This is a genomic window from Pseudomonas sp. J380, from assembly GCF_009827115.1.
GTDB lineage: Bacteria > Pseudomonadota > Gammaproteobacteria > Pseudomonadales > Pseudomonadaceae > Aquipseudomonas > Aquipseudomonas paracarnis.
Map to the genome: position 1 here is coordinate 6,092,240 of NZ_CP043060.1, position 23,990 is coordinate 6,116,229.

Consider the following 23,990-nt stretch of genomic DNA (forward strand, 5'->3'; position numbering starts at 1 on the left):
GCAGGCAAGCCAGCTCCCACATTTGACCGCATCAGCCCTTCAAAAAGGCGCAGGGCACTCGAAGCGCAGGCGCTCGCCGCTTTGCGGATGGGTGAAGCTGAGCATGCTTGCATGCAGGCACAGGCGCGGCCACGCGGCCAGGGCTTGTTCATGGGCGTACAAACCATCACCCAGCAATGGATGCCCGATGGACAGCATATGCACGCGCAACTGGTGCGAGCGCCCAGTGATGGGTGTCAGCTCTACGCGACACCAGTCGCCGCAACGCTCCAGCACTTTCCAGAAGGTCAGGGCATGTTTGCCGAACTCATGGTCGACCACGTGGCGGGGCTTGGTCGGCGGGTCATAGCGCAGGGGCAGGTCGATGCTGCCGCTGTCCAGTGCCGGTTGGCCCCAGGCCAGGGCGGTGTAGGCCTTTTCGGTCTCGCGGTCGTGAAACTGGCGGGACAGTTCGCGGTGGGTATCCGCGTCCCGGGCCAGCAGGATGATCCCCGACGTTTCCCAGTCCAGGCGATGGACGATGCGGGCTTCGGGGTAGCCGTTTTCCTGCAGGCGAGTGATCAGGCAGTCCTTGTTGTCGTCGGCGCGACCAGGCACCGAGAGCAGCAGGGTCGGCTTGTTCACCACCAGGACAGCGTCGTCCTGATGCAGGATGTGGATATTGGACAGCGGCATTAAACAGCCTCGTAACAAACGCCAACGGCGGCTCCACTGACGGCCCCCTCACCCTGTAGGAGCGAGGGGGCCGTCAGTGGAGCCGCCGTGGCGACCGCCCGTTCGATCAACGATCGGGCAGGGTGATATTGAGTTCCAGAATCGAGCAGCTGCCGTCATTTTCCAGGGCGACATGCACGTCATCGTTGCCGATATTGACGTACTTGCGGATCACCTCGACCAGTTCCTTCTGCAAGGCTGGCAGGTAATCCGGCGTGCTGCGTTGGCCGCGTTCGTGCGCCACGATGATCTGTAGACGCTCTTTCGCTACCGACGCGGTACTTGGCTTTTTGTTGGCGCGAAAGAAGTCGAGAAATTTCATTGTTTAGTTGCCTCCAAAGATACGCTCGAAGAATCCCTTCTTCTTGACATCGAGGAAGCGGTGTTCCACGGTCTTGCCCAGCAAGCGATCAACTGCATCGCTGTACGCCTGGCCGGCGTCGCTCTGGTCGTCGAGAATCACCGGTACGCCTTGGTTGGATGCCTTCAGGACGGCCTGGGATTCCGGAATCACGCCCAGCAGGGTCACGGCGAGGATTTCCTTCACGTCTTCAACACCCAGCATTTCGCCGTTGTTGACGCGCTCCGGGTTGTAGCGGGTGAGCAGCAGGTGCTCCTTGATCGGGTCCTGGCCTTCTTCGGCGCGCTTGGACTTGCTGGCCAACAGGCCGAGCATGCGGTCCGAGTCACGTACCGAGGAGACTTCCGGGTTGGTTACCACGATGGCTTCGTCGGCGAAGTACATCGCCAGGTGAGCACCGGTTTCGATACCGGCCGGAGAATCGCAGACCACGTATTCGAAGGTTTCCTTGAGCTCGGCGAGGACTTTGCCGACGCCTTCTTTGGTCAGCGCGTCTTTGTCACGGGTCTGGCTGGCAGCCAGCACGTACAGGTTCTCAAGGCGCTTGTCCTTGATCAGGGCCTGTTGCAGGTTGGCTTCGCCGTTCACCACGTTGACGAAGTCATACACCACGCGACGCTCGCAGCCCATGATCAGGTCAAGGTTACGCAGACCGACGTCGAAGTCGACGATGACTGTCTTGTGGCCGCGCAGAGCGAGGCCGGTACCGATAGCGGCGCTGGTGGTGGTCTTACCCACACCACCCTTGCCGGATGTAACCACGAGAATCTTGGCCAAGGTGTTTCACCCCTAAGGAAAAAGGACTTTCGGTCCCTGAAAAACATCTCTTGAAACTCGCTGCAGGCGGACAGCCTTTGCAGGAAAAGAAGGAGTTTCCATGGGGAAACACCAACTTCCAATTAGTCCTACACAAGTCTTGCCGGTTTCGCTTTGCTATCAGAGTCTAGAGATGCTTGGAAAATGCGGCAGTATCCGTTAAAGACGGATGATGTTCAACACATCGCCCGACAGGTTGACCTGTACCGAAGCGCCCCACAGTGGATCGCGGCGCAAATCTTCGGAAACCTTGTACTGACCCGCGATAGAAACCAGCTCGGCGGTCAACTGCTGGCAAAAAATACGTGCCTTGGTATCACCCTTGATGCCGGCCAGGGCGCGTCCGCGCATCGGGCCGTATACATGGATGTTGCCATCGGCAAGAAGTTCCGCCCCCGGGCTGACCGAGGAGACCACCACAAGGTCGCCGCCCTGGGCGTAAATCTGCTGCCCGCCGCGTACCGGCGAGGTGATGATCTTTGTAGGCCTGATCGCAGGCTCCGGTGGTTTTTCCGGTTTTTTCTTTTCTTCGCCGACCAATGGCTCCAGCGTACGCTCGCGGGCGCCGGACGGTGGCAGTACTGGCAGTTCAATGGCGATGGCGGCGGCAATGTCTTCGATGCGGCTGGCGCGAATCGCCAGTGTGCGCAGGCCATGGGAACGGCATACGCGCATCAGGCCGGGCAAATCAATCACGCCCTGGCCAGCCGGCAGCTTGTCCAGCGCCAGCACCAGCGGGGCGTTGTTGAAGAAGTTCGGCGCCAGGGCGACCTTGGCGGCCAGTTGGCGGTCCAGGGCGTCGAGGTCATTGCGGGCCAGTTCCAGCACGGTAATGGCGAGCATGCTGCCTTTTAGCTGGAACACGGGATCTTGGTCTAGCGGTTCGGTTTGGCTCATGGTCGGCGAAAGCGGCTTGTCACGAAAAGTGTCGAGACTTATAACGAGAACACTCACCCGCCGCAAGCCGAGTCGAACCGTTGTAGAATGCGCGGCCCTTGTCTTTACCGGAATCTGTAATGGATCGCCCGCGTTTTCGAGCTGTATTTCTTCACCCGCGTTTTTGGCTGCTATGGCTGGGGCTCGGCCTGCTGTGGCTGGTCACTCAATTGCCGTATCGGGCGCTGTTGACCATTGGTCGCCTGCTGGGCGCGGGCATGTACCGCGTGGCAGGTGATCGTCGCCGCATCGCGGCGCGCAACCTAGAGCTGTGCTTCCCGGAAAAATCCGTCAAGGAACGCAAACGCCTGCTCAAGGAAAACTTCGCTTCCACCGGCATCGCCTTCTTTGAAATGGCCATGAGCTGGTGGTGGCCAAAGCCGCGCCTGGCGCGCCTGGCCCATGTCGAAGGGCTGGAGCACCTCACGCAGGCGCAGTTGGACGGCAAGGGCGTGATCCTCATGGCGCTGCACTTCACCACCCTGGAAATCGGCGCGGCGCTGCTGGGGCAGAAGCACACCATTGACGGCATGTACCGCGAACACGGCAACCCGCTGTTCGACTTTATCCAGCGCCGTGGCCGTGAACGCCACAACCTCGATTCCCTGGCCGTGGAGCGCGACGACGTGCGCGGCATGCTCAAGCTGCTGCGCGCCGGCCGGGCCATCTGGTACGCACCGGACCAGGACTACGGCGCCAAGCAAAGCATCTTCGTGCCGTTGTTCGGCATCCAGGCTGCTACCGTTACCGCTACCAGCAAATTCGCACGCCTGGGCAAGGCGCTGGTGGTGCCGTTTACTCAGGAGCGCCTGGCTGACGGTAGCGGGTACCGCCTGGTGATCCATCCGCCGCTGACCGACTTCCCGGGTGAAACCGACGAGATTGACTGCCTGCGCATCAACCAGTGGGTCGAAGCCTCGGTACGCGCATGCCCTGAGCAATACCTGTGGACCCATCGCCGCTTCAAGAGCCGGCCGCCGGGTGAGCCCAAGTTGTACGAAAAGCGCCGTCGATAACCCTGCTGCCATTGTAGGAGCGAGCTTGCTCGCGAAAAACCCAATAACACCGCGTTCACCTAGGATGTACGCGTAATCATTGGCGATCTTCGCGAGCGAGCTCGCTCCTACAGTGATATGACGTTGATAAGCCCAACTTTTCGCCACATGGAGTGACGCAATGCGCCCAGTTGAACCGGTCACAGGCTTGATTCTTTCCGGCGGCGGGGCGCGAGCGGCTTATCAGGTGGGGGTGCTGGCGGCGATTGCCGAATTGCTGCCGCCAGGGGCACCGAATCCTTTTCCGGTGATCGTCGGCACCTCCGCCGGCGCCATCAATGCGGTGAGCCTGGCCAGTGGGGCCAGTGACTTCTGCGCGGCTGTTCAACGGCTGACAGCGTTCTGGCAGGGCTTTCGCAGTCATCAGGTGCTGCGCAGCGATTGGCCGGGGGTGATACGCCAGGCCAGTCGCTTCCTGATCCACAGCCTGTTGGGCCTGGGTGCCCAGGTGCCGGTGGCGTTGCTCAATAGCTCTCCCCTGCGTGACTTGCTGCAAGCGCGCTTGAACCTGGACGGCATCGACGAGGCTATCCGCCGCAAGCACTTGCAGGCGGTGGCGGTGACGGCCTTTGGTTATGAGTCCGGGCAAGCGGTGACCTTCTATCAGGGCGGCGGCACCATCGATGCCTGGCTGCGTCATCGGCGCATTGGGGTACCGACCCAACTGACGGTAGAGCACCTGTTGGCAAGCTCCGCAATTCCGCTGTTGTTCGCTCCGATCAAACTTGACGAAGAGTACTTCGGCGATGGCGCAGTGCGGCAGTCCGCGCCCATCAGCCCGGCCTTGCACCTGGGGGCCAGCCGCGTATTGGTCGTCGGTGTGAGCGGCAACCCAAGGGGCAATGAAGCCTCGACGCAACGCACCTACACCGGCCAGCAACCGACCCTGGCGCAAATCGGCGGGCACATGCTCAACAGCACCTTCATTGACAGCCTGGAAAGCGATATCGAACTGCTGGAGCGCTTGAACCAGTTCAGCCGCGTCGTGCCTGCGGATGCGGCGGTGCAGGGCCTGGCGCCGGTAGAGGTGTTGGTGATTGCCCCCAGCCAGCCCATCGATGAAATCGCCGCGCGACATCGCCAAGAATTGCCGGCGGCGTTGCGTGTGTTTTTACGGGGGCCTGGGGCAACCAAGACCAGCGGGGCAGGGGTGTTGAGTTATCTGTTGTTCGAGGCGGGGTATTGCAGCGAGTTGATCGAACTGGGGCGCAAGGATGCGCTGGCCAAGCGCGAAGAAATCACCCGTTTCCTGGGCCTGACGCCGAACTGAATGTGGGAGCTGGCTTGCCTGCGATAGCGGTATGCCAGCCAACACTGCTGGCACAGACACATCGCGATCGCAGGCAAGCCAGCTCCCACAGGGAACCGCGATCAACCTTTAGAAGTGGTATTTGACCAGGAAGCTTGCTGTGTCCTGGGTTGTCTTGAAGGCGCCGCTGTCTTCAATCCCGTACTTGTTCTTCCAGTAGTCGTATTCAAAACCCACATACAACTGCTTGTCGCCCCAATGCAGCGCCTTGCCCAAGTCGTATTTGACCTGTGGGTTGAAGTGCAGGTTGGCGTGATAAGTGCCGCGAGCGTTCTTGTCGTTATCCACCACCCAGTCCATGAAACCGTCGATCAGCACGTCGGAATTACCCACGGGAATGGTGTACGACCAGACCGGAGTGATCTGCCACACGCCGTCACCCGGACGATTGCCCTCGGTCTGGCGCTGGTAGAAGTTCAACTGGAAGTAGTCGAAACCGGGGATGTTCAAGTCGAATGCCGGCCCCAGCAGGTAGGACTCGTTATCGCCCTCGCCGAACTCATAGGTGAAGGCCAGCAGCACGTCCTTGATTGGGCCGAACGACAGGTCCTTGTCCAGGATCTTGCCGAACGATAAACGCGGGCTGAACTCGCCGTAGTAAGTATTCGGGCCGACATTGCCGTCTTCCTTGCCGTTGTAAAAGATACGGTCGAGGAAGAAGAAGTTGTCGCCGTACTTCCATGCGTCGGCATGTTCGAAGGTGACGGTTTGCTGGATCTGCGGGTTGACGGTAAAGCTCTTGCCCCACAGATAAGTCAGGCTGTTGTTTTGCCACTGCAACAAGTCACCGGCTACGGCCTGGCCACCGGCCAACAGTGATCCAGCCAGCATCAGGCCTTTGAACATAGGTTTCATTCGGTTGCTCCCGAGTTAAAATTTTATGGTTTTTCTTCTACGCAGGCGCTCTGGTGTGGCGCCTTTTGGTTCGCTGCAAAAATCGTCTGTTCGGTCAGCTTTGATGCTTTTAGCAAGAGCTGCGCCAAGGTGCTGAAAAAGCCAAAAAATCCCCGTCGGCTGCAGCGGATGCAGTCGAATTCAGGGGACTTTTGCGCACTTTGGCAGCAAACATCAGGCCGGGATAAGTTGGCCTTGAGGTCAGCTTTTACATTCGCTGTTTTTTTTTGAGTCGATTCGAGCGGGCGCGGAGAATACTGGCTCCCAGGCCTGGGCTCAAGTGCGCTGTAACAGAGCGCGAGGGGCAAGAATGGGGCGCGGCGTGTGGCCGGCCCCATGTCAAGGTTGTGCATGTGGGGGTTCCCTGTTTGTTGTTATTTTTGTACTAACAAAGGAATCAATGCGTATGCGCGACTTCGGGGCGCTCAGCGCCGCCGAGGATGTTGAACAGGATGTTGAGCGACAGCGCGCTGAGGGTGGCCATGGCAATGCCACTGTGGGTAATCGGGCTCATCCACAACGGCAGCTGTGCGAAGAACTCCGGGCGTACCACTGGGATCAGGCCCATGCCGATGCTCACCGCCACCAGCAACTGGTTACGGCGGTCGGCGATGTCGGCTTCCTGCAGAATCTTGATCCCGGTTGCCGCCACCATCCCGAACATCGCAATCGCCGCGCCGCCGAGTACCGCAGGTGGAATTGAAGCCACCAGATAGGCCGCCTTGGGCAACAGGCTGAGCACGATCAAGAACGCGCCGGCCATGAGCGTGACCGAGCGGCAGCGCACGCCGGTCATCTGCACCAGGCCGATATTCTGCGCGAAGGAGGAGTGGGTAAAGGTGTTGAAGAAGCCGGCAAAGAACGACGCGCCGGCATCACACAATAGGCCTCGTCGCAGCATCTTCGGCGTGACCTCCTGGCCGGTGATCTTGCCCAGGGCGAGGAACATGCCGGTGGACTCGACAAAAATGATCACCACCACCAGGCACATCGACAGGATCGGCGCCAACTCGAACTTGGGCATGCCAAAGTGCAACGGCGTCACCACCTGCACCCACGGCGCCTGGGCCAGGCCACTGAGGTCGACCATGCCGATCACACCACATAGCGCGTAACCCAGGCCCATGCCGATCAGTACCGAGATGTTCACCCAGAAGCCGCGCATGAAGCGGTTGATCAGCAAGATCGTGGCCAGTACCAGGGCGGCAATCGCCAGGTAGACCGGCGAGCCAAACGTGGCGGCGGCGCTGCCCCCGCCGGCCCAGTTCACCGCCACGGGAAACAGCGAAAGGCCGATGGCGGTGATCACCGTACCGGTCACCAGCGGCGGGAAAAAGCGCACCACCTTGGACATGAACGGTGCGATGAGCATGCCGAAGAACCCGGCGGCGATGGTCGCGCCGAAGATGCCCTGCAAACCGATGCCGGGCATGCCGGCCATGGCGACCATGCTGCCCACGGCGGCAAAACTGGCGCCCATCATCACCGGCATGCGGATGCCCATGGGGCCGATGCCGAACGACTGCACCATGGTGGCGATACCGGCCACCAGGAGGTCGGCGTTGATCAGAAAGGCGATTTCTTCACGGCTCAAGCCGGCGGCCTGGCCAATGATCAGGGGCACGGCGACAGCACCGCCGTACATCAGCAAGACGTGTTGCAGGCCTACCAGGATCAGTTGCAAGAGGGGCAGCCGCACCATGGCGGGCGCGGCAGGAGTCTGCGTTTCTAACTGGGACATGCAACACCTCGAATCTTTTTATTTTTGTGTTGTTTGGCATTCAATTGCCGGATGAAACTTAATCTTCAAACCATCACTGATCTCCCTTGTGGGAGCTGGCTTGCCTGCGATGGCGGTGTGTCAGTCACCGAAAATGTTGGTGATCTGCCGCTATCGCAGGCAAGCCAGCTCCCACATGGGAACGGTGTGAAACAGTCAGTTGGTACGGGCCCCCTGATTAATCCAGGTGCCGATCAAATCCCGTTCCTGCTGGGTCATCTGGGTAATGTTGCCCAGCGGCATGATCTGGCTGGCCACGGCCTGCGCTTGAATCCGCGCCGCCTGCTGCTGGATCTGTGCCGGTGTGTCGAACATCACCCCAGCCGGTGCCGTACTGAACAGCGGGCTGGTGGGCTTGGCCGAATGGCACACGGTGCAGCGTTGCTCGATCACGTGGTGTACCTGGCCGAAGTCCGTGGTGGCCTGGGCCGGTGCCGGTTCAGCGGCGGGTGCGGCAGGCGCGGCCGGTTTCAAGCCACCGCCCAGTGCGGTTTCTGGCAGGGGTTGGTACTCGATGGCAGCCGGTGCCTTGGCAATCGGTTCAGCCGGCTTGGGCCCGGTCACGTAGGCCAGGCTGATCATCGCCAAGGCGCCTACGGGCAAGGTCCATGCATACTTCTGGCTGTCATGCCGGGTGTTGAAGTAATGGCGCACCAACACTGCTGCCACCGCGATACCGGCCAGGATCAGCCAGTTGTATTGGCTGCCATAGGTACTCGGGAAGTGGTTGCTGATCATGATGAACAGCACCGGCAAGGTGAAGTAGTTGTTGTGGCGTGAGCGCAGCAGACCTTTGGCCGGCAGCGCCGGGTCGGGCGTGCGGTTCTCGGCGATGGCCGCCACCAGCGCGCGTTGGGCCGGCATGATGATGCGGAACACGTTACCCACCATGATCGTGCCGATCACCGCACCCACGTGCAGGTAGGCACCGCGGCCGCTGAACACCTTGCTGAAGCCGTAAGCCGCCGCAATCAACAGCACGAACAGGATCAAGCCGAGCAGGGCAGGGCGTTTGCCCAGGGCCGAGTCGCACAGAAAGGAGTAGATGAACCAGCCGGCGAACAGTGAGCCGATGCCCAGCAACACGCCTTCGGTGCCGCTGAGGCTGCTGCCGGGGGCGAGCAGGTACAGCGTCGGGTTGAGGTAGAACACCACGCACAGCAGCGCGACGCCCGACATCCAGGTGAAATAGGCTTCCCATTTGAACCAGTGCAGGTTGTCCGGCATGGTCGGCGGGGCCAGTTTGTATTTTTCCAGGTGGTAGATACCGCCACCGTGGATCGCCCACAAGTCACCGGCCAGGCCGTTCTTGGGGTTGACGCGATTAAGGTTGTTTTCCAGCCAGACGAAGTAGAAAGAAGCGCCGATCCAGGCGACGCCAGTGATCATGTGAACCCAGCGCACGCTCAGGTTCAGCCATTCCAACAGATGTGCTTCCACAGTCTTTACCTCTCGCCTGTCACCCTTGTTGTCGGGTGATCAGACCTTCTCTTATTGGTGGGGGGCGAGGATCAAACGCTCATCCTCTTTGAAAAAATGCTCATCGCAGTTATTGCCTGTGCCACTGCGATCAACCACCAGGAAGTCATCCCGCTTTTCGATCGTCAGCACCGGGTGGTGCCAGACGCCGCGATGGTAATTAATGCCCTGCCTGCCGTTGGTGACGAAGGCGCGGACCAAGCCCGATACAGGTTCATCGCCAAGTGGCGCGACCACGATCAGAAAGGGGTTGCCGAGCAGCGGAATGAAAGCCTGGCTGCCCAGCGGGTGTCTCTCCAGCATGCACACGGTCAGCGGCATGTCCTGCGCGTCGGCGCGGAAGATGCTGATGATGGCGTGGTCTTCCGGCTTCGCGGTTTCGACCGTGGCCAGTTTGTGAAAGCGCATGGTCGACCCGTTGTTGATCATGAAGTGATCGCTGCCGTCGGTTTCGATAACGTCTCCGAAGGGGGCGAAGGCTTCTTTGGTCAGGGGTTCGATCATCAGTGTGCGCATGGCTGTCTTCTTGTCTTGTCTATAGATCGTTCCCACGCTCTGCGTGGGAACGCTGCCCTGGACGCTCTGCGTCCGCTGTGTGACGCGGAGCGTCACGGGGTGCATCCCCACGCAGAGCGTGGGGACGATCGGGTGTTATTTGGCGACCTTGCCCAGGACGCGCAGGCGACTCACACCACCATCCGGGAACACGTTCAAGCGGATGTGGGTAATCGGCCCCAGCGCCTTGATCTGCTCGGCGAAGGTGTGTTCGGCGTGCATTTCCAGCTTCTGCGCCGGCAGCAGTTCGCGCCAGAACAGCGACTGAGTTTCGATCTGGCTGTCGGTGCCGCCTTTCACGAAGGCGCCCTGGATCGAGCAGGTGTCCGGGTAGTTGCCCTTGAAGTGCAGGGTGTCGACCACGATTTTCTCGATCTCGCCCGGGTGACCCAGGGCGACGATCACCCAGTCATTGCCTGGCGTGCGACGACGTGCGGTTTCCCAGCCATCGCCCATGTTGATGCCGCGGCCCGGGTTGAGGATGTTGCTCATGCGGCCGAAGTGTTCGTCGGAACAGGCCAGGGCACGACCGCCATTGAGCGCGGCAGCCAGGTCGACTTGTTCGTTGTCGCCCACCGAAGACCAGTCGCGGAACGGCACGCCGTACACACGCAGACGGGCCACGCCGCCATCCGGGTAGATGTTGAAGCGCAGGTGGCTGAACGCCTGGTCGTTGTTGATCTCGTGGTAATGGTGGCTGTTGCCTTGCAGCTCGACGGCTGACAGCACTTCCACCCACTGAGTGTTGGCATCCGGCTCGCCCGAGGCCAGGAAGCAGGCTTCCAGGGAAGCCGACGGCGGGAAGTTGCCGGTGAAGAATGAAGTGTCGATGTCCACGCCTTTGATCGAGCCCGGCACGCCCAGGCGGATCACCGCACTGTCGTAGCCTTCGAAGCGCTTGCGGCGTGACTCCCAGCCGTCCATCCACTTGCCGTTGTCATCGAAAACGCCCTCCTTCCACACGGCCGGGGTCGGCTGGAACAGGCGGTTGGCGTCAGCGAACCAGTCATCGGTCACCGAGATGATCTTGGTGCCCAGGCGGGCGTCGGCCAGGTTGACGAACTTTTCGAAAGGTACGGCGTAAGCTTTCATTCTTCTTGTCTGCCTTAGATAGAGTGGCTGGAGATGGACTGCTAGAGGGTCAGTAAACGGAACAACGCGATCTTGTTGATCTCGTCCAGCGCGCACTTGAACTCGGTGTCTGCCGAGTTGTGGATGCGCGTTTCGAACGCGGCGAGGATCTGATGCCGGTTGCTGCCTTTTACCGCCATGATGAAGGGAAACTTGAATTTGGCTTTGTAGGCCTCATTCAGCTCGGTGAAGCGAGAAAACTCTTCGGCCGTGCATTGGTGAATACCCGCGCCCGCTTGTTCATCGGTGCTGGCTTGGGTCAGTTGGCCCTGGACGGCAGCTTTTCCGGCCAGGTCCGGGTGAGCATTGATCAGCGCCAGTTGCGAGGCGTGATCAGCACTCAACAGGATATCGCTCATGCGCTGGTGCAGGGTTTCGATCTGGTCGATCGACGCGTCCTGGCCCAGGTCGAAGGCCTTTTCGGCCACCCATGGCGAGTGTTCATAGATATCGGCAAAGGCCTGGACGAAGGCGTCGCGGCTCAAGGTCGAAGGTTTCAGGGTCTGGAACGCAGTCATTTCGCCGCTCCCGGGAAAGGGTGGGTTTGGTGCCAGTGACGGGCGATGTCCACGCGACGGGTGAACCACACCTGATCGTGGCCTTTGACGTATTCAATGAAGCGCTTGAGCGAGGCCAGGCGTGCCGGGCGACCGATCAGGCGGCAATGCAGGCCGATCGATAGCATCTTCGGCGCTTCGGCGCCTTCTGCGTACAGCACGTCGAAGGCATCCTTGAGGTACTCGAAAAAGTCATCGCCCTTGTTGAAACCCTGCACCTGGGTGAAGCGCATGTCGTTGGTGTCCAGGGTGTAGGGGATTACCAGGTGCGGCTTGCCGTTCGGGGTGTTGGGTTCCCAGTAGGGCAGGTCGTCGTCGTAGGTGTCGCAGTCGTACAGGAAGCCGCCTTCCTCCATCACCAGGCGACGGGTGTTGGGGCCGGTGCGGCCGGTGTACCAGCCCAATGGGCGTTCACCGGTAAGTTCGGTGAGGATGCGGATGGCTTCGAGCATGTGCTCGCGCTCCTGGGCCTCGTCCATGTACTGGTAGTCGATCCAGCGGTAGCCGTGGCTGCAAATCTCGTGGCCGGCGGCGACCATGGCGCGGATCACATCCGGATGCCGCTGGGCGGCCATGGCCACAGCGAAGATGGTCAGCGGGATATCGAATTCTTTGAACAACTTGAGGATGCGCCACACACCGGCACGGCTGCCGTACTCGTACAGCGACTCCATGCTCATGTTGCGCTCGCCTTGCAGCGGTTGGGCCGAGACCATTTCCGAGAGGAAGGCTTCGGACTCTTTGTCACCGTGCAAAATGTTGCGCTCGCCGCCTTCTTCGTAGTTGAGTACGAACGACAGCGCAATGCGTGCCTTGCCCGGCCAGTGGGGGTGAGGAGGGTTACTGCCGTAACCGATCAGGTCGCGTGGGTAGTCAGCGCTCACTGCAGTCTTCCTTCTTGTTCGTGGTAGCAGGTGTGTGTGGCGTCCGGGCAGTGGAATGACTGAGTGGCGTCACAGCGATGAGTGATTGTATACAACTTATTGCAAACTTTGTAAGCCTGCATTTCTGCATTTTTTCTGAACGGGCTCTCTACGGGTCTCTGCAAGAAACTTGACTGAGTGGTCAGGTTAAGATCAAAAAGCCCACTGTAGGAGCGAGCTTGCTCGCGAATAACCTGAGGGCGCCACTTTTCATCCTGGGAGCCCGCGTTATCGTTGGCGTTTTTCGCGAGCAAGCTCGCTCCTACAGGGGGTTGAAGCGCTGTGAAATTTATTGTGTACAATTTTCTTTGAAAATGTCTTAATCAGCCATCGCCGGCTTTTTCACTGCCCTGAAAGAGTGCGGGTTTCTCTATGACTGACTTCGGGAGGCGCATAAAAGCCATGGGACGTTTGACCACACACGTTTTGGACGCCGCGCACGGTTGCCCCGGCAGCGCAATCAAGGTCGAGCTGTACCGCGTCGAAGGTGCGCAGCTTGAGCTGGTCGCTACCGCCACCACCAACAGCGACGGCCGCTGCGATGCGCCGCTGTTGCAAGGCGACGATTACCGCAGCGGTGTCTACCAGCTGCAATTCAACGCCGGCGATTACTACCGCGCCCGTGGCGTGCAGCTGCCGGAGCCGGCTTTCCTGGATGTAGTGGTACTACGCTTTGGCATCAGCGCCGAGCAAGAGCATTACCATGTACCCCTGTTGATTTCGCCTTACAGCTATTCCACCTATCGCGGTAGCTGAGTCGTCACCTCGCTTCATACCCCCAAATGCTCTTCGTTGGTTTCGCCCGCGCACACTGCGGGCTTTTTTTCGCCCGTGGTGTGTTCAATTATCTAACGCCTTTTGAGCCGCGACGCTGCCTAGGCTGGTGTTTGTCCTTCCATCAAGAAGAAAGCACCATGACTTCAGCCATCGGCAACATCTATTCAGATGATCCGGATATCACTGCCGAACGCGTGCAGCAGATGCGCGATCAACTGACTCGGCGCATCAACACTCATCCCCAGCCCGGCCGCCTGATCAACCAGCTCGCGGAGGCCGACCGGCGGTGTTTCCAGTCGACCAGAGTGCTCGCCCGCTTGATAGGTCATGCGCCCCGGGTTCTGGAAGTGATTCGTGCCGCGCTGCGCAAGGAATTTGAAATTGACCCCGACAGCCTGCTGTTTACCCAGGCGGCATTGCCGGGGGCGGCCGCCAAAGTTGACAGTTTGACCGACCGGGCGCTGCTGTCGCTGGCATTGCCTTCGGTACCGGACAACCTCAATCAATTCACCTCCTTGAGTGTCAAGGGCGATCCAAACCGTCGGCTGCCGTATACGCCTTTGCAGGTGTTGCGACGCATGATCGCGATGAACCTGCTGGAGCGGCTGCCTCAAGCGGTAACGGAATATTGGCAGGCCTTGGCGCATGGATCGTGGCACACACGTCAGGAACGCTGGGCTGAATCATACGCCGCAGCTTTTGCCGAGCAGGCTTTCATGGCACGGCAACTGGATGAGATTTCCATTGCGGGAATGACCCTGGTCCAGCAATTGGTGGATGCCCCCGACACCGAGGCGCGCCAGCGCGCCGGGGGCAGTTGGGCCAGCGTGCGGGTAAGCCAATTGATGTGGCCAGGCTTGCCTGCAGTCGCGATTCCCGGGGCACTGCATATTTATCGAGACGGCGACCCCGAGGGTGCGCCGCATGTGATTTACCTGCCGGGCGTGGCCCGCCATTTTTACGAGTACCCGTCGTTCTTCTCGCTTCAATGCGGCCTGTTGGCGTTGACCAGTCAGACGCTGTTCGATGAACTCTGGCAATGCTTGCCACTAAAGCGTCGTCACCAATTATGCCGACCCGATCACCTGAGCCCAGCCTCCGTTGTCGTGCGTGGCGCGGCGGTGACGGAGGATGCGTTGGCTCTGAGCGCCCGGGCGTTGCTGGATGGCCAGTGGGCGAATGAGTTGGCCTGCGCGCTGGCGATCAATCACGCGCATGTGTTCGCTGCAAGCAGGCCGCGGCCTGAAACGTTGTCGGCCACGGCCTTTCTCCGTTCGATCGAGCAAGCTCGCAAACGGCTGGCAGGCAGCGCCCGGCTGCACAACGTGTGCGACCAATTACTTATCTGGGACCGGCAGCGACGGGAGCCAGAAATCCTGTTTGCCAGTGCGATGCCCGAGCTGGCCCGGCTTACGGCAGAGCAACAGGTCAAACGCTATGAAAAAGGCCTGGTTGCGTTGCTTAACCAGGATGATCCGAGTGCGCAGAGCGCGGCGTTTGAGCAGGTGTTGGCGCTCGAGCGTCAGCGCAAGGAGCACACGCAGGTGTTGAGCGCACAGATCAAGGATGCGCAGCATCAACTGTTCGATTTGCCGTTCTGGCTTGCGCGCCCTGGGGGAGGGCGCAGGCGTGCTGCGCTGTTTTTGAGCGCCCAGGTCGAAGCATTGCGCTGTGAGGTTGAGTTGCAACACCAGCTCAAGCTCATATCCACGGCGCATCGTGACGTGATTAGCGAAGTGCTGGACCAGCCTGCAGCGCGCAAACGCCCTGGCAGTCGAACCCAGGTGCTGTCGGTCTCGGTGGGCAGCGCGCCGGATGCCTTCTATCCGCTGCATAACGTGTGGGTGGTGACGCGAGTGACCGCACTGAAAAAACCGGCAGGCGCAATTCCGGTGGTGCTGTATGCGTTTGGAGACTATGGCGGGCTTATGGCTTTTTCCGGCCTGGAGGCGCTGACGCAGGGGCTCAAAGCGACACTGGGCAGCAGTGACTATTCCAGGTTATGGGGTTGTGTCGAACGGGATAAGCTCCACGACTTGCGCGCCCATGCGGTGCGCAACACGCTGGCTGTGCGTTACGAGCCTGTCTACATCAGCCCCACGGGTCTCTCGCTGAAAAACCTGGTGATGTACTACGCAGGGTTGAGCAAACGCATCGGTGGCATGACGGGGCTTTTCGGCGAGGTGAAGGATGCGATGGTCAGCCGCTTGTTGTGGGTGGTCGAGCTGCACCAACATCTGGCGTTTCCTCCCAACCATGCTTTGAGCCAGGCGTTGGCCAATGTGGACGTGCTGCGTAAAGTTGCGCTTGAGATGAAAGAATCTCCACCGTGGCTGGCCAGCGCAACGCGTACCCAGCTCAAACAATTCCAACGCCTCAAGCGCAGGTACCTGGGCAGTGCCGCTGCCGCTGAAAGCGGGCTCGTGCAGATCCTGCCTGACCTGGACACCTTCGCCCGCAGTGCATTGATCGCTCGTTTGACTGAAGACGGTTTTTACCCGGAACTGGACATCGACAAGCCGTTGATCGACTTGCCGGATGACACCTACAGCAGTTTTTGTGGCCACGAAAGTCGCTGCACGCCGGGCGATCGCAAAGTCATCGTGACACCCAGCCTCAAACGCCACACGTTCAGCATGCTGCAACTGGCGTTGCATAACCTTGACTCGCAAGCACCCTGGACACGCCCGCGATTGACACGCGGCCGCTATCTGCAACCGCAGTGGCGCCAGCGACTGAACGCCGATTATCTGATCAACACCGTGTCTTCGCTGGATATCGGCGGTAATTACGCGATACGGGCCCACCGTGCATTTTACCCTGCGGGGGCGAGCGGTCAGAGGGAAGAACGTATCCCTGTGCTGATAAATCGCACGTTGCGGGACTGCGCGCAGATGCAGCTTTTTTCAGCGGCCGCCCAGGGTTTGAGCGCCCAGGCGCAGAGCCTGTTCAAGGTTGCAATGGCAGCCCGCACGGCTGAAGACCTGTTAAAGAACGGGCATCGGCTGACGCTCAGTGTGGTTCATTTGGTAGGACACACGATGCTGCATGATCGTTACATCGCAGGCATTGTGGTGATGGCGGACCAGGCCAGCGGACGCTGCGTGGTTTACTGGCCGGCCGCGCCCCAAGCCTTGGTCATCAGCGAATACACCAGTGTGGGAGTAGCCCTGGCGGCGCTCAATCGTATGGCTGCAGAGCCCGATTACGTTAAGGTTCTGGCGCGACAGGTTGCACCGGGTTGGGCATTCGAGGCCATCGCCCATAACGTCGATGTAACAAACAAGACCAGCTCGATTTATGACGTGGACCCTATCCTCGCCGGTTTTTCATTCTTCGAAGGTGTGTGGAGGAGCTATGAGTTTTTCCGCTCATTCAAAATCACGCACCTTGAGCCTACGCCAGCGGTCAATGAAATCGAAGAGCTGATCCACGAGCAGATTGCCAGTGCACCAGCGAACTGGTTGGCGGTGGCGCCCACCACCTACCGTGACGCCAGGGCACTGCTGTACGCGGCCAGCTCGCTGGAGCTGCAAGGGCGGGTTCAAGCCGTCAGTAACTCCAGCTGGATGTTGGCGACTTATCGGGTTCAACGTCTTGAAGAGCAGAGCGAGGCCACCAGGCGCGGGTTGCTGGGTATTTTGATTCCGTTATTCGGTAAGGCTAACGACTTCCATGATTTGCTGTTGGCTGCCCGACGCTATCATCGCTTTGGCGACCCTAACGATGCCGTGGATGTGGCGTTCATGACCCTGTTTCTGGCGGTCGAACTGGCGACAGACTTTGCACCTGTTCCCAAAGTGAAGGGCGGTAAGGTCATAGGTATGCGTTCGCCGATGAAGGTTCTGAGTCGTATCCGTCGCTTGCCGATGGCAATACGTAGTCATTTGCCCAGCGCGTCTTCGTCGCTGGTGACGCAATCGAAGCTCTTGGACCGTTTCAGAATCAAGGGTAAGCCCGAGGGCGCCGTAGCGTTGAAAGGGCCGGGCAGGCAAGGCGTGCATGTCAAGAACGGTGAGCAGTTCATAGCGGACGATACGCACCATTACCCGGTTTACCAGCGCGAAAGCGAAGAGGTATTTCGCCTGCGAAATAGCCGGGAACCGGGACTGGATGAGTTGGTCATCAACATTCAAGAGCCTAAAGAGTGGTTGTTGGGCATGAATGCGCCACAACCTGGGCCCAGCTCCGGGGTGCATAACCCATGGCCCGTTTCCCCATTGCCGGATTGGCAACCCCCTCGTACGCGCACGGCTACCGAGAATCGGATTGTGCAGTCACGTACAACGGATACTCAGTGGCTGAGTTGGCGTGTTCAAGTCCAACCCAGTCAAATTGTGGACTTTCCGGCGGCTGGCGTGTTTGAGGTAGGCGTGGGTCCCAGAGGTTCTGAGCTCAATGCCAGGTTTTTACGCGTGGCTCCTCCTTATACCGCCATCCAGGATCCGAGCAGCGGTTTCTACCGGATGCTCCCGCAGGGTGATCGTGCACCGTTGAACGGCCTGGTGTTTATCACCCGAAATGAGCCACCGGGGCGATCCGCGCTAACCGATATCATGCGCTGGACAAGCACTGATATTCGCGACCAGCCTATTCCCGTATCACGCCTGCCTTCAGGTGGGTGGCAAAATCATCCGGCACTGTTCGACAGGCCGTTGAGGCAGTATGTGACCATGGCCTTTCCCACCCTGACGAATGACGCTCGAACGTTTGCCGTCATAAGGTTGGTTGAGTTGTCAGGTCCTTCCCGGGCTGCCACGGCAAGCCATTTGCTCGACATCCGCGCGACGCTGGACGAATGGCTTCCCGCGCCTCCTGCGAGGAGCGGTCAAACGGATGATTTACTGCGGATGTTGCGACCTAATGAACGTCGCAGCGAATATCTATACATCGGTTTTGAAGGCAAGGCGCCCGGCTTCACGCGTGTCGACTTCATACCGCCTCATCCGTTAGACCCGAGCCTGCAATATGCTGTCAGACCGGTCAGGACGCAGAGGCTTGAAGCAGAGCGCGCCGCCGTCAGAACCGTGTTGGAGCAGCAGGGTTACCGCATTGTGGACTTGTCTGTGCGACGTCCAGGGTTACCTGTTGGAGAAAACAGTATTGAATCAGTCGTGACTCATCCCCGTTCGAGCAGAATTTACTACGTGGCCTACCAATGGTTTGAGACAGGGCGAATTAGCGTGAGAACGAAGCTTTCGGACAAGTGGGTTCGGGTAGCCATCAACTCCCACCCTGACTCTGCTTTATTAAGGGCGGTTGACAACGCGATGCAAGAACAACGCTTGGTGCGGATTGTGGCCGGCATTCAGTGGCCCACAAAGGGGCAGTTGGCCCCCACTGTCTATTTCGTCAAATTGAACCCTTAGCGTTGATGAGAGCCATTGCACCGGCGCCGCCAAACAGCGCAGCGCTGGTGCGGTTGAACCAGCTCTGGCCCGAACCGCTGCGCAAATACCGCGCGGCGCCATGGGCGCCCAAGCCGTAAGCCAATTTGCACAACAGGTCGAGCACCGTCCAGGTGGCGATCATGATCAACAATTGCGGTAAAAACGCCTGCTCGGCGCTGAGAAACTGCGGCAGGAAGGCCGCAAAAAACAGGATGTCCTTGGGGTTGCTGGCCCCCAGTACGAAGGCCCGGCCAAACAACGCACCAAAGCGCGGCACAGCCGGGGACTGCGGCACTTCGGCGCCTGCGCTCGGCAGGCGCGATTGCTGCCAGCTTTGCCAGGCGAGGTAGAACAGGTACAGCGCGCCGACGATCTTCAGTGCGCTGAACAATTGCTCAGATGCCAGCAACAACGCGCCAAGGCCAAGTGCCGAGGCGCTCAGCAGACAGATCGAAGCAAATACGCCGCCCAGAAACGCCGGGTAAGAGCGGCGCAGGCCGAAGTTGAGGCTGTTGCTGATCATCAACAATGACAGCGGGCCGGGGATCAGGATCACAACCAGCGCAGCGCCGCTGAACAACAGCCAGGTATCCAGGTTCATCTACAGTTCTCCCTTACGTGCAAAAGCCCCACCCGAAGGTGAGGCGGTTTTTCAGCCCTTCCTGAACTACAGAAAGATGAACTTGGCGATAAAGATCGCGCACAGCACCCACAGGCTGATGGAAATCTCACGGTACTTGCCGGTGCCGGCCTTCAACGCCACATAGGTGATAAAGCCCAGGGCAATTCCGTCGGCGACCGAAAATGTCAACGGCATCATGATCGCGGTCACGATGGCCGGAATGCTGTCGGTGGCTTCATCCCAATTGATATGGGCCATGCTCGCCATCATCAGCATTGCCACGTAAATCAATGCGCCCGCCGTGGCATAGGCGGGAATCATGCCGGCCAGCGGCGCGAAAAACATCGCCGCCACAAACAGCACGCCTACGGTCACGGCAGTCAAGCCGGTGCGGCCGCCGGCAGCTACACCGGCAGCGCTTTCCACATAGCTGGTCACGGGCGGCACGCCAACCATGGCGCCGAACACGCTGGAAGCACTGTCGGCCTTTAATGCACGAGACAGGTTGTCGATCTTGCCGTCTGCCTTGACTAGCCCTGCGCGTTGGGCAACGCCCATCAGTGTACCGGCAGTGTCGAACATGTGTACAAAAAGAAAGGCAAATACCACGCTTATCATGCTCACATTGAACACACCCATCACGTCCATGGCCATCCAGGTCGGTGCCAGGCTCGGTGGGGTAGAGAGAATGCCGTTGTAATGCACCAGGCCCAGGCCCCAGCCCGCCAGGGTCACGGCGATGATGCTGATCAGGATCGCGCCGAATACGCGGTGGTAACTGAGGATGGCGATCAGCAGGAAGCACACCGCCGCCAGCAGTGGGGCGGGTTCATGCAGGGAGCCGAGCTTGATCAGGGTGGCCGGGCTGTCGACGATGATGCCGGCGGTTTTCAGGCCGATCACCCCCAGGAACAGGCCCACGCCCGCGCCCATGGCATGACGCAGGCTGACCGGGATACTGTTGAGCAACCATTCGCGGATACGCGACAGCGTCAGGATCATGAACAGCACACCCGAGACAAATACCGCACCGAGGGCGGTTTCCCAGTTGTAGCCCATGGTGCCGACCACGGTGTAGGTGAAAAACGCGTTCAAGCCCATGCCCGGCGCCAGGCCCACTGGCCAGTTGGCGTACAGGCCCATCAACAGGCAGCCCAGCGCGGCGGCGATGCAGGTGGCGACGAAAGCCGCGCCGTGATCGATACCGGCATCGGCCATGATGTTGGGGTTGACGAAAATGATGTAGGCCATGGTGATAAAGGTGGTGAGGCCGGCGATCAGCTCGGTCTTCACTGTGGTGCCATGCAAGCGCAGTTTGAACAGGCGCTCCAGCCAACCGCCTCGGGGCGCGGCCAGATCCAACGTAGGGGCTTCGGTTTTACGGCTATCCACAGCGAGTACTCCTCAATCGTTTTATTGTTATTTCCAGCGCCGGTCACATGAGTGGGCAACCGCGCTTTGAGGTACTGGCGGGCTTTGTTGACCAAAAGGTCAGGAACTCGCACGAAGCGAATTATGCTTTTGTATACAAATAAAGCAAATAATGTTTTCGATTATCTCGGCGAAAAGGGATGAAAGGCCCAGGCCAAGGGATTTATTCTGCACGACGCCTTGAAACAAGCCTTCGATACCCGCACCTTGTGGGCGCAAGCATTCGGTCAGCGCGGCGAAAAAGGGGAGCCCCATGTACAAGGTTTATGGCGATTACAAGTCGGGCAATTGCTACAAGGTCAAATTGATGCTCAATCTGTTGGGCATCCCGTATGAATGGATCGATATCGATATCCTCAAGGGTGATACCCAGACCCCGGCGTTCCTGGCCAAGAACCCCAATGGCAAGGTCCCGGTATTGGAGCTCGAAGATGGCACCTGCCTGTGGGAGTCCAACGCGATCCTCAACTTCCTCGCCGATGGCAGCGAATTCCTGCCGACCGAACCGCGCCTGCGCACGCAAGTCCTGCAGTGGCAATTCTTCGAGCAATACAGCCACGAGCCCTACATTGCGGTGGCGCGGTTCATTCAGTTTTACCTGAACATGCCCGAGGATCGGCTGGAAGAATACAAGACCACCCACAAAGGCGGTTACAAGGCCTTGAGGGTGATGGAGCGTCAGCTTCAAGCCACGCCTTATTTAGTGGGCGAGCAGTTTTCCATTGCCGATATTGCGTTGTATGCCTACACCCATGTGGCCCATGAAGGCGGCTTTGACCTGGCGCCGTATCCGGCGGTGCAGGCGTGGTTGCAGCGCGTGGCCAGTCATCCCAAGTACGTGGCGATGCTCGACTGACTCCCTCGGTCCAATGTGGGAGCTGGCTTGCCTGCGATAGCGTCACCCTGGTGCCCCGGCTAAACCGAGGTGTCTGCATCGCAGGCAAGCCTGCTCCCACATTCAGCGCGGCGGCGTGTCAGGCAGTGCTTTGTTGAGCAGTTCAAAGCAGCGCTGCGCCGCCGGGCTCAAGCCCATCCCGCTACGGCTGATCAACCCGATCTCCCGATTCACCCCGGGATGATCGATGCTGATCCGCTTCAAACCTTCCAGGCTATCGGCCGCTGACTCCGGCAACACACTGATGCCCAGGCCCTGGCGCACCAAGGCCAATACGGTCGACATGTAGTTGGCCTCCATGCCGGCGTTCAGCGTCAACCGTGTCTCATCGAACAGCGTGTCCACTTGCTCGCGCACACTGCTGTCGCGCCCGGTCAGGATGATCGGCTGGTCCGCCAATTGTTCCAGCGTCAGTTGGCGATGGCGGGCGAGCGCATGGCCCGATGGCACAAATGCGCACAGCCGATCATTGAGCACCGGTATGAAGTCCAGCCCGTGGCTCAGGCGGGCGCGCACGCCGATGCCGAAATCCACTTCGCCGTTGCGGACCTTTGCGTGAATGCGCTGGGCCACCAGGTCATGCAGGCGCACTTCGATGCCGGCAAAGCGTTCGCGAAACAGGCGCAAGGCCGGGGGCAGGGCGCCAGCGCAGACCGAGGGCAGCGCGGCGATGGTCACTACGCCACGGCGCAAGGCGGCGAGGTCGCGGGAGCCGGTGACGATGTTGTCCAGGTCCAGCAGCAGTTTTTCCATGGGCCCGCGCGCCTCCTGGCCCGCAGCGGTAATGCTCACGTGGCGCGGGCTGCGGTCGAGCAGGGCGACGCCGAGCCAGTCTTCCAGTTGTTGCACCTGCACGGTGAGGGCCGACGGCGAAAGGTGTAACTCGTTGGCCGCTTTGGTGAAACTGCCAGTGCGGGCCACCGCGAGGAAGGCCTGGATGTGCTGGATCGAGTTCTTCATTTTGTTTTTCCGAACGTGCTAGGCCGAATATTCCAATTTACAAAGACTAACCCGCTTCCAATACTCCAGGGAAAACAATAACCGGCCAACCAGGCCGCCCTGGAGTAACCCATGCTCGCAACCCTGGGTGTCATCACCATCCTGTGCCTGCTCGCTGCCGTCATGAGCAAGCGCCTCTCGCCACTGGTGGCCTTGATCGCCTTGCCGATCATCGCTGCGCTGATCGGCGGCTTCGGCCTGCAAACCAGTGCCTTCATCATTACCGGTATCAAGAATGTCGCCCCTGTGGTTGGCATGTTTGTGTTCGCGATCCTGTTTTTCGGGATCATGACCGACGCTGGCATGCTCGATCCCATCATTGATCGCATCCTGCGCACGGTCGGCACGCGTCCTACACGGATTGTGGTGGGTACCGCGACCCTGGCGTTGCTGGTGCACCTGGACGGCTCTGGCGCGGTGACCTTTCTGGTGACGGTGCCGGCGATGCTACCGCTGTATACGCGGCTGGGCATTGATAAACGCATCCTCGCCTGCGTGTGTGCGATGGCCGCCGGGGTCAACTTCCTGCCCTGGACCGGCCCGGTGCTGCGTTCGTCGGCGGCGCTGCATGTGCCAGTGGCCGACCTGTTCCAGCCACTGATCCCGGTGCAGATCGTCGGGTTGATCTTTGTCTTCGCCTGCGCCTGGTGGCTGGGCCATCGCGAAGAAAAACGCCTGGGCCTGGGCGCCGGTTCCAGCGTGGAGGCGGTGCCGCAACGAGTGCTCAGCGATGACGACATCAAGCTGCGCCGTCCACGGTTGTTCTGGGTCAACCTGGTGCTGACCGTGCTGGTGATGGTGGTGATGATCGCCGGCTGGGTCGACCCGGTGGTGATGTTCATGCTCGGCACCGTGGTTGCGTTGTGCATCAACTATCCCAACGTGGACGCCCAGCGTGCGCGCATTGACGCTCATGCGAAAACCGCCCTGACCATGGCCAGTATCCTGCTCGCGGCCGGGGTATTTACCGGCATCATGCAAGGCACCGGCATGCTCAAGGCCATCGCCGAAGTGGCGGTGGCGCAGATTCCGGCGGGCCACGGCAAGTTGATTCCGGCCGTCGTGGGCTTTTTGTCCATGCCCCTGAGCATGTTGTTTGACCCAGATTCCTACTATTTCGGCGTGATGCCGGTGATCGCCGAAGTCGGCAAAGCCCTGGGCGTCGACCCGCTTCAGGTGGCCCAGGCTTCGCTGCTGGGCGTGCACACCACCGGCTTCCCGGTCAGCCCGCTGACCCCTGCGACCTTCCTGCTGGTGGGCCTGTGCAAGATCGAACTGGCCGATCACCAGCGCTTCACCATTCCTTTCCTGTTTGCCGCCTCGGTGTTGATGACCCTGACGGCGTTGCTCCTGGGAGTGATTTGAC

21 protein-coding genes are annotated in these 23,990 nt (G+C 59.9%); 6 read left to right on the top strand and 15 right to left on the bottom strand.

Going from position 1 to position 23,990, the window contains the following annotated elements; translation table 11 throughout:
* Nucleotides 1–39: 39 nt before the first annotated feature.
* The 4 genes from FXO12_RS27830 to minC all read right to left on the bottom strand — a co-directional run bounded on the left by FXO12_RS27830 (nt 40) and on the right by minC (nt 2,788).
* A complete protein-coding gene (locus FXO12_RS27830; RefSeq protein ID WP_003192838.1) occupies nt 40–675 on the bottom strand; it encodes an RluA family pseudouridine synthase in 636 nt (211 codons plus the stop codon).
* A gap of 106 nt (nt 676–781) precedes the next feature.
* Entirely contained in the window at nt 782–1,036 is a 255-nt protein-coding gene (minE, locus tag FXO12_RS27835; protein ID WP_003175252.1) for a cell division topological specificity factor MinE, read from the bottom strand.
* 3 nt (nt 1,037–1,039) lie between these two features.
* Nucleotides 1,040–1,852 (bottom strand): septum site-determining protein MinD, encoded by an 813-nt coding sequence (gene minD / locus FXO12_RS27840; protein WP_003192835.1) that lies wholly within the window; start codon nt 1,850–1,852, stop codon nt 1,040–1,042.
* Between the two features lie 198 nt (nt 1,853–2,050).
* The gene (gene minC / locus FXO12_RS27845; protein ID WP_057976991.1) at nt 2,051–2,788 is read right to left on the bottom strand and encodes a septum site-determining protein MinC; all 738 of its coding nucleotides are present in this window, start codon (nt 2,786–2,788) and stop codon (nt 2,051–2,053) included.
* Nucleotides 2,789–2,907: 119 nt separating this feature from the next.
* Between minC and FXO12_RS27850 the strand changes: the two genes are divergently transcribed.
* Together FXO12_RS27850 and FXO12_RS27855 are read left to right on the top strand one after the other, a co-directional pair.
* On the top strand, nt 2,908–3,843 hold the full coding sequence (locus FXO12_RS27850) for a lipid A biosynthesis lauroyl acyltransferase (protein ID WP_054920436.1): 936 nt from the start codon (nt 2,908–2,910) through the stop codon (nt 3,841–3,843).
* A gap of 160 nt (nt 3,844–4,003) precedes the next feature.
* On the top strand, nt 4,004–5,152 hold the full coding sequence (locus tag FXO12_RS27855; protein WP_057976993.1) for a patatin-like phospholipase family protein: 1,149 nt from the start codon (nt 4,004–4,006) through the stop codon (nt 5,150–5,152).
* A gap of 108 nt (nt 5,153–5,260) precedes the next feature.
* Here the strand turns inward: FXO12_RS27855 and FXO12_RS27860 are convergent, their stop codons facing one another.
* The 8 genes from FXO12_RS27860 to puuE form a co-directional block, all read right to left on the bottom strand.
* Nucleotides 5,261–6,046: an outer membrane protein OmpK gene (locus FXO12_RS27860; RefSeq protein WP_003192827.1), complete on the bottom strand. Its 786-nt coding sequence runs from the start codon at nt 6,044–6,046 to the stop codon at nt 5,261–5,263.
* 23 nt (nt 6,047–6,069) lie between these two features.
* The gene (locus tag FXO12_RS27865) at nt 6,070–6,438 is read right to left on the bottom strand and encodes a hypothetical protein (protein WP_125919870.1); all 369 of its coding nucleotides are present in this window, start codon (nt 6,436–6,438) and stop codon (nt 6,070–6,072) included.
* A 44-nt stretch (nt 6,439–6,482) separates the two neighbouring features.
* Nucleotides 6,483–7,826, bottom strand: coding sequence for a nucleobase:cation symporter-2 family protein (locus FXO12_RS27870; RefSeq protein WP_032896003.1), 1,344 nt, complete (start codon nt 7,824–7,826; stop codon nt 6,483–6,485).
* Between the two features lie 195 nt (nt 7,827–8,021).
* Nucleotides 8,022–9,305: a urate hydroxylase PuuD gene (locus FXO12_RS27875; RefSeq protein WP_003192825.1), complete on the bottom strand. Its 1,284-nt coding sequence runs from the start codon at nt 9,303–9,305 to the stop codon at nt 8,022–8,024.
* Between the two features lie 51 nt (nt 9,306–9,356).
* Nucleotides 9,357–9,860: an ureidoglycolate lyase gene (locus FXO12_RS27880; RefSeq protein ID WP_003192823.1), complete on the bottom strand. Its 504-nt coding sequence runs from the start codon at nt 9,858–9,860 to the stop codon at nt 9,357–9,359.
* Between the two features lie 135 nt (nt 9,861–9,995).
* Nucleotides 9,996–10,991, bottom strand: coding sequence for an allantoicase (gene alc, locus FXO12_RS27885; protein ID WP_017137848.1), 996 nt, complete (start codon nt 10,989–10,991; stop codon nt 9,996–9,998).
* 41 nt (nt 10,992–11,032) lie between these two features.
* A complete protein-coding gene (gene uraD, locus FXO12_RS27890; RefSeq protein WP_014719293.1) occupies nt 11,033–11,548 on the bottom strand; it encodes a 2-oxo-4-hydroxy-4-carboxy-5-ureidoimidazoline decarboxylase in 516 nt (171 codons plus the stop codon).
* The gene (gene puuE, locus FXO12_RS27895; RefSeq protein ID WP_014719292.1) at nt 11,545–12,471 is read right to left on the bottom strand and encodes an allantoinase PuuE; all 927 of its coding nucleotides are present in this window, start codon (nt 12,469–12,471) and stop codon (nt 11,545–11,547) included. Before puuE ends, uraD begins: the two co-directional genes overlap by 4 nt.
* Before the next feature lie 441 nt (nt 12,472–12,912).
* Between puuE and uraH the strand changes: the two genes are divergently transcribed.
* Together uraH and FXO12_RS27905 are read left to right on the top strand one after the other, a co-directional pair.
* Nucleotides 12,913–13,266, top strand: coding sequence for a hydroxyisourate hydrolase (gene uraH / locus FXO12_RS27900; RefSeq protein WP_034126134.1), 354 nt, complete (start codon nt 12,913–12,915; stop codon nt 13,264–13,266).
* Between the two features lie 158 nt (nt 13,267–13,424).
* Nucleotides 13,425–18,656 (top strand): dermonecrotic toxin domain-containing protein, encoded by a 5,232-nt coding sequence (locus FXO12_RS27905; RefSeq protein WP_060773053.1) that lies wholly within the window; start codon nt 13,425–13,427, stop codon nt 18,654–18,656.
* Here the strand turns inward: FXO12_RS27905 and FXO12_RS27910 are convergent.
* Nucleotides 18,640–19,278 (bottom strand): LysE family translocator, encoded by a 639-nt coding sequence (locus tag FXO12_RS27910; RefSeq protein ID WP_034126136.1) that lies wholly within the window; start codon nt 19,276–19,278, stop codon nt 18,640–18,642. The genes FXO12_RS27905 and FXO12_RS27910 overlap by 17 nt on opposite strands.
* A gap of 66 nt (nt 19,279–19,344) precedes the next feature.
* On the bottom strand, nt 19,345–20,691 hold the full coding sequence (locus FXO12_RS27915) for an NCS2 family permease (protein ID WP_034126137.1): 1,347 nt from the start codon (nt 20,689–20,691) through the stop codon (nt 19,345–19,347).
* 292 nt (nt 20,692–20,983) lie between these two features.
* Here FXO12_RS27915 and FXO12_RS27920 point away from each other — a divergent pair, with 292 nt between their 5' ends.
* Nucleotides 20,984–21,586 carry a glutathione S-transferase family protein gene (locus tag FXO12_RS27920; protein WP_034126138.1) on the top strand — a complete coding sequence of 201 codons (603 nt, stop codon included), beginning with the start codon at nt 20,984–20,986 and terminating at the stop codon, nt 21,584–21,586.
* Nucleotides 21,587–21,688: 102 nt separating this feature from the next.
* On the opposite strand, the gene FXO12_RS27925 is transcribed toward FXO12_RS27920, so the two are convergent.
* Entirely contained in the window at nt 21,689–22,585 is an 897-nt protein-coding gene (locus tag FXO12_RS27925) for a LysR family transcriptional regulator (RefSeq protein WP_057976997.1), read from the bottom strand.
* Nucleotides 22,586–22,696: 111 nt separating this feature from the next.
* On the opposite strand from FXO12_RS27925, the gene FXO12_RS27930 reads away from it, so the two are divergent.
* Nucleotides 22,697–23,989: a CitMHS family transporter gene (locus tag FXO12_RS27930; RefSeq protein ID WP_054896330.1), complete on the top strand. Its 1,293-nt coding sequence runs from the start codon at nt 22,697–22,699 to the stop codon at nt 23,987–23,989.
* The last annotated feature ends 1 nt before the right edge of the window (nt 23,990 follow it).

Bases quoted from the DNA above. Each gene is read 5' to 3' on its own strand.
- minC (WP_057976991.1), bottom strand. From the start codon at position 2,788: ATGAGCCAAACCGAACCGCTAGACCAAGATCCCGTGTTCCAGCTAAAA.
- FXO12_RS27910 (WP_034126136.1), bottom strand. From the start codon at position 19,278: ATGAACCTGGATACCTGGCTGTTGTTCAGCGGCGCTGCGCTGGTTGTG.
- FXO12_RS27880 (WP_003192823.1), bottom strand. From the start codon at position 9,860: ATGCGCACACTGATGATCGAACCCCTGACCAAAGAAGCCTTCGCCCCC.
- uraH (WP_034126134.1), top strand. From the start codon at position 12,913: ATGGGACGTTTGACCACACACGTTTTGGACGCCGCGCACGGTTGCCCC.
- FXO12_RS27850 (WP_054920436.1), top strand. From the start codon at position 2,908: ATGGATCGCCCGCGTTTTCGAGCTGTATTTCTTCACCCGCGTTTTTGG.
- FXO12_RS27920 (WP_034126138.1), top strand. From the start codon at position 20,984: ATGTACAAGGTTTATGGCGATTACAAGTCGGGCAATTGCTACAAGGTC.
- FXO12_RS27865 (WP_125919870.1), bottom strand. From the start codon at position 6,438: ATGCACAACCTTGACATGGGGCCGGCCACACGCCGCGCCCCATTCTTG.
- alc (WP_017137848.1), bottom strand. From the start codon at position 10,991: ATGAAAGCTTACGCCGTACCTTTCGAAAAGTTCGTCAACCTGGCCGAC.
- FXO12_RS27855 (WP_057976993.1), top strand. From the start codon at position 4,004: ATGCGCCCAGTTGAACCGGTCACAGGCTTGATTCTTTCCGGCGGCGGG.
- FXO12_RS27925 (WP_057976997.1), bottom strand. From the start codon at position 22,585: ATGAAGAACTCGATCCAGCACATCCAGGCCTTCCTCGCGGTGGCCCGC.
- FXO12_RS27930 (WP_054896330.1), top strand. From the start codon at position 22,697: ATGCTCGCAACCCTGGGTGTCATCACCATCCTGTGCCTGCTCGCTGCC.
- FXO12_RS27830 (WP_003192838.1), bottom strand. From the start codon at position 675: ATGCCGCTGTCCAATATCCACATCCTGCATCAGGACGACGCTGTCCTG.
- FXO12_RS27905 (WP_060773053.1), top strand. From the start codon at position 13,425: ATGACTTCAGCCATCGGCAACATCTATTCAGATGATCCGGATATCACT.
- uraD (WP_014719293.1), bottom strand. From the start codon at position 11,548: ATGACTGCGTTCCAGACCCTGAAACCTTCGACCTTGAGCCGCGACGCC.
- FXO12_RS27870 (WP_032896003.1), bottom strand. From the start codon at position 7,826: ATGTCCCAGTTAGAAACGCAGACTCCTGCCGCGCCCGCCATGGTGCGG.
- minE (WP_003175252.1), bottom strand. From the start codon at position 1,036: ATGAAATTTCTCGACTTCTTTCGCGCCAACAAAAAGCCAAGTACCGCG.
- FXO12_RS27860 (WP_003192827.1), bottom strand. From the start codon at position 6,046: ATGAAACCTATGTTCAAAGGCCTGATGCTGGCTGGATCACTGTTGGCC.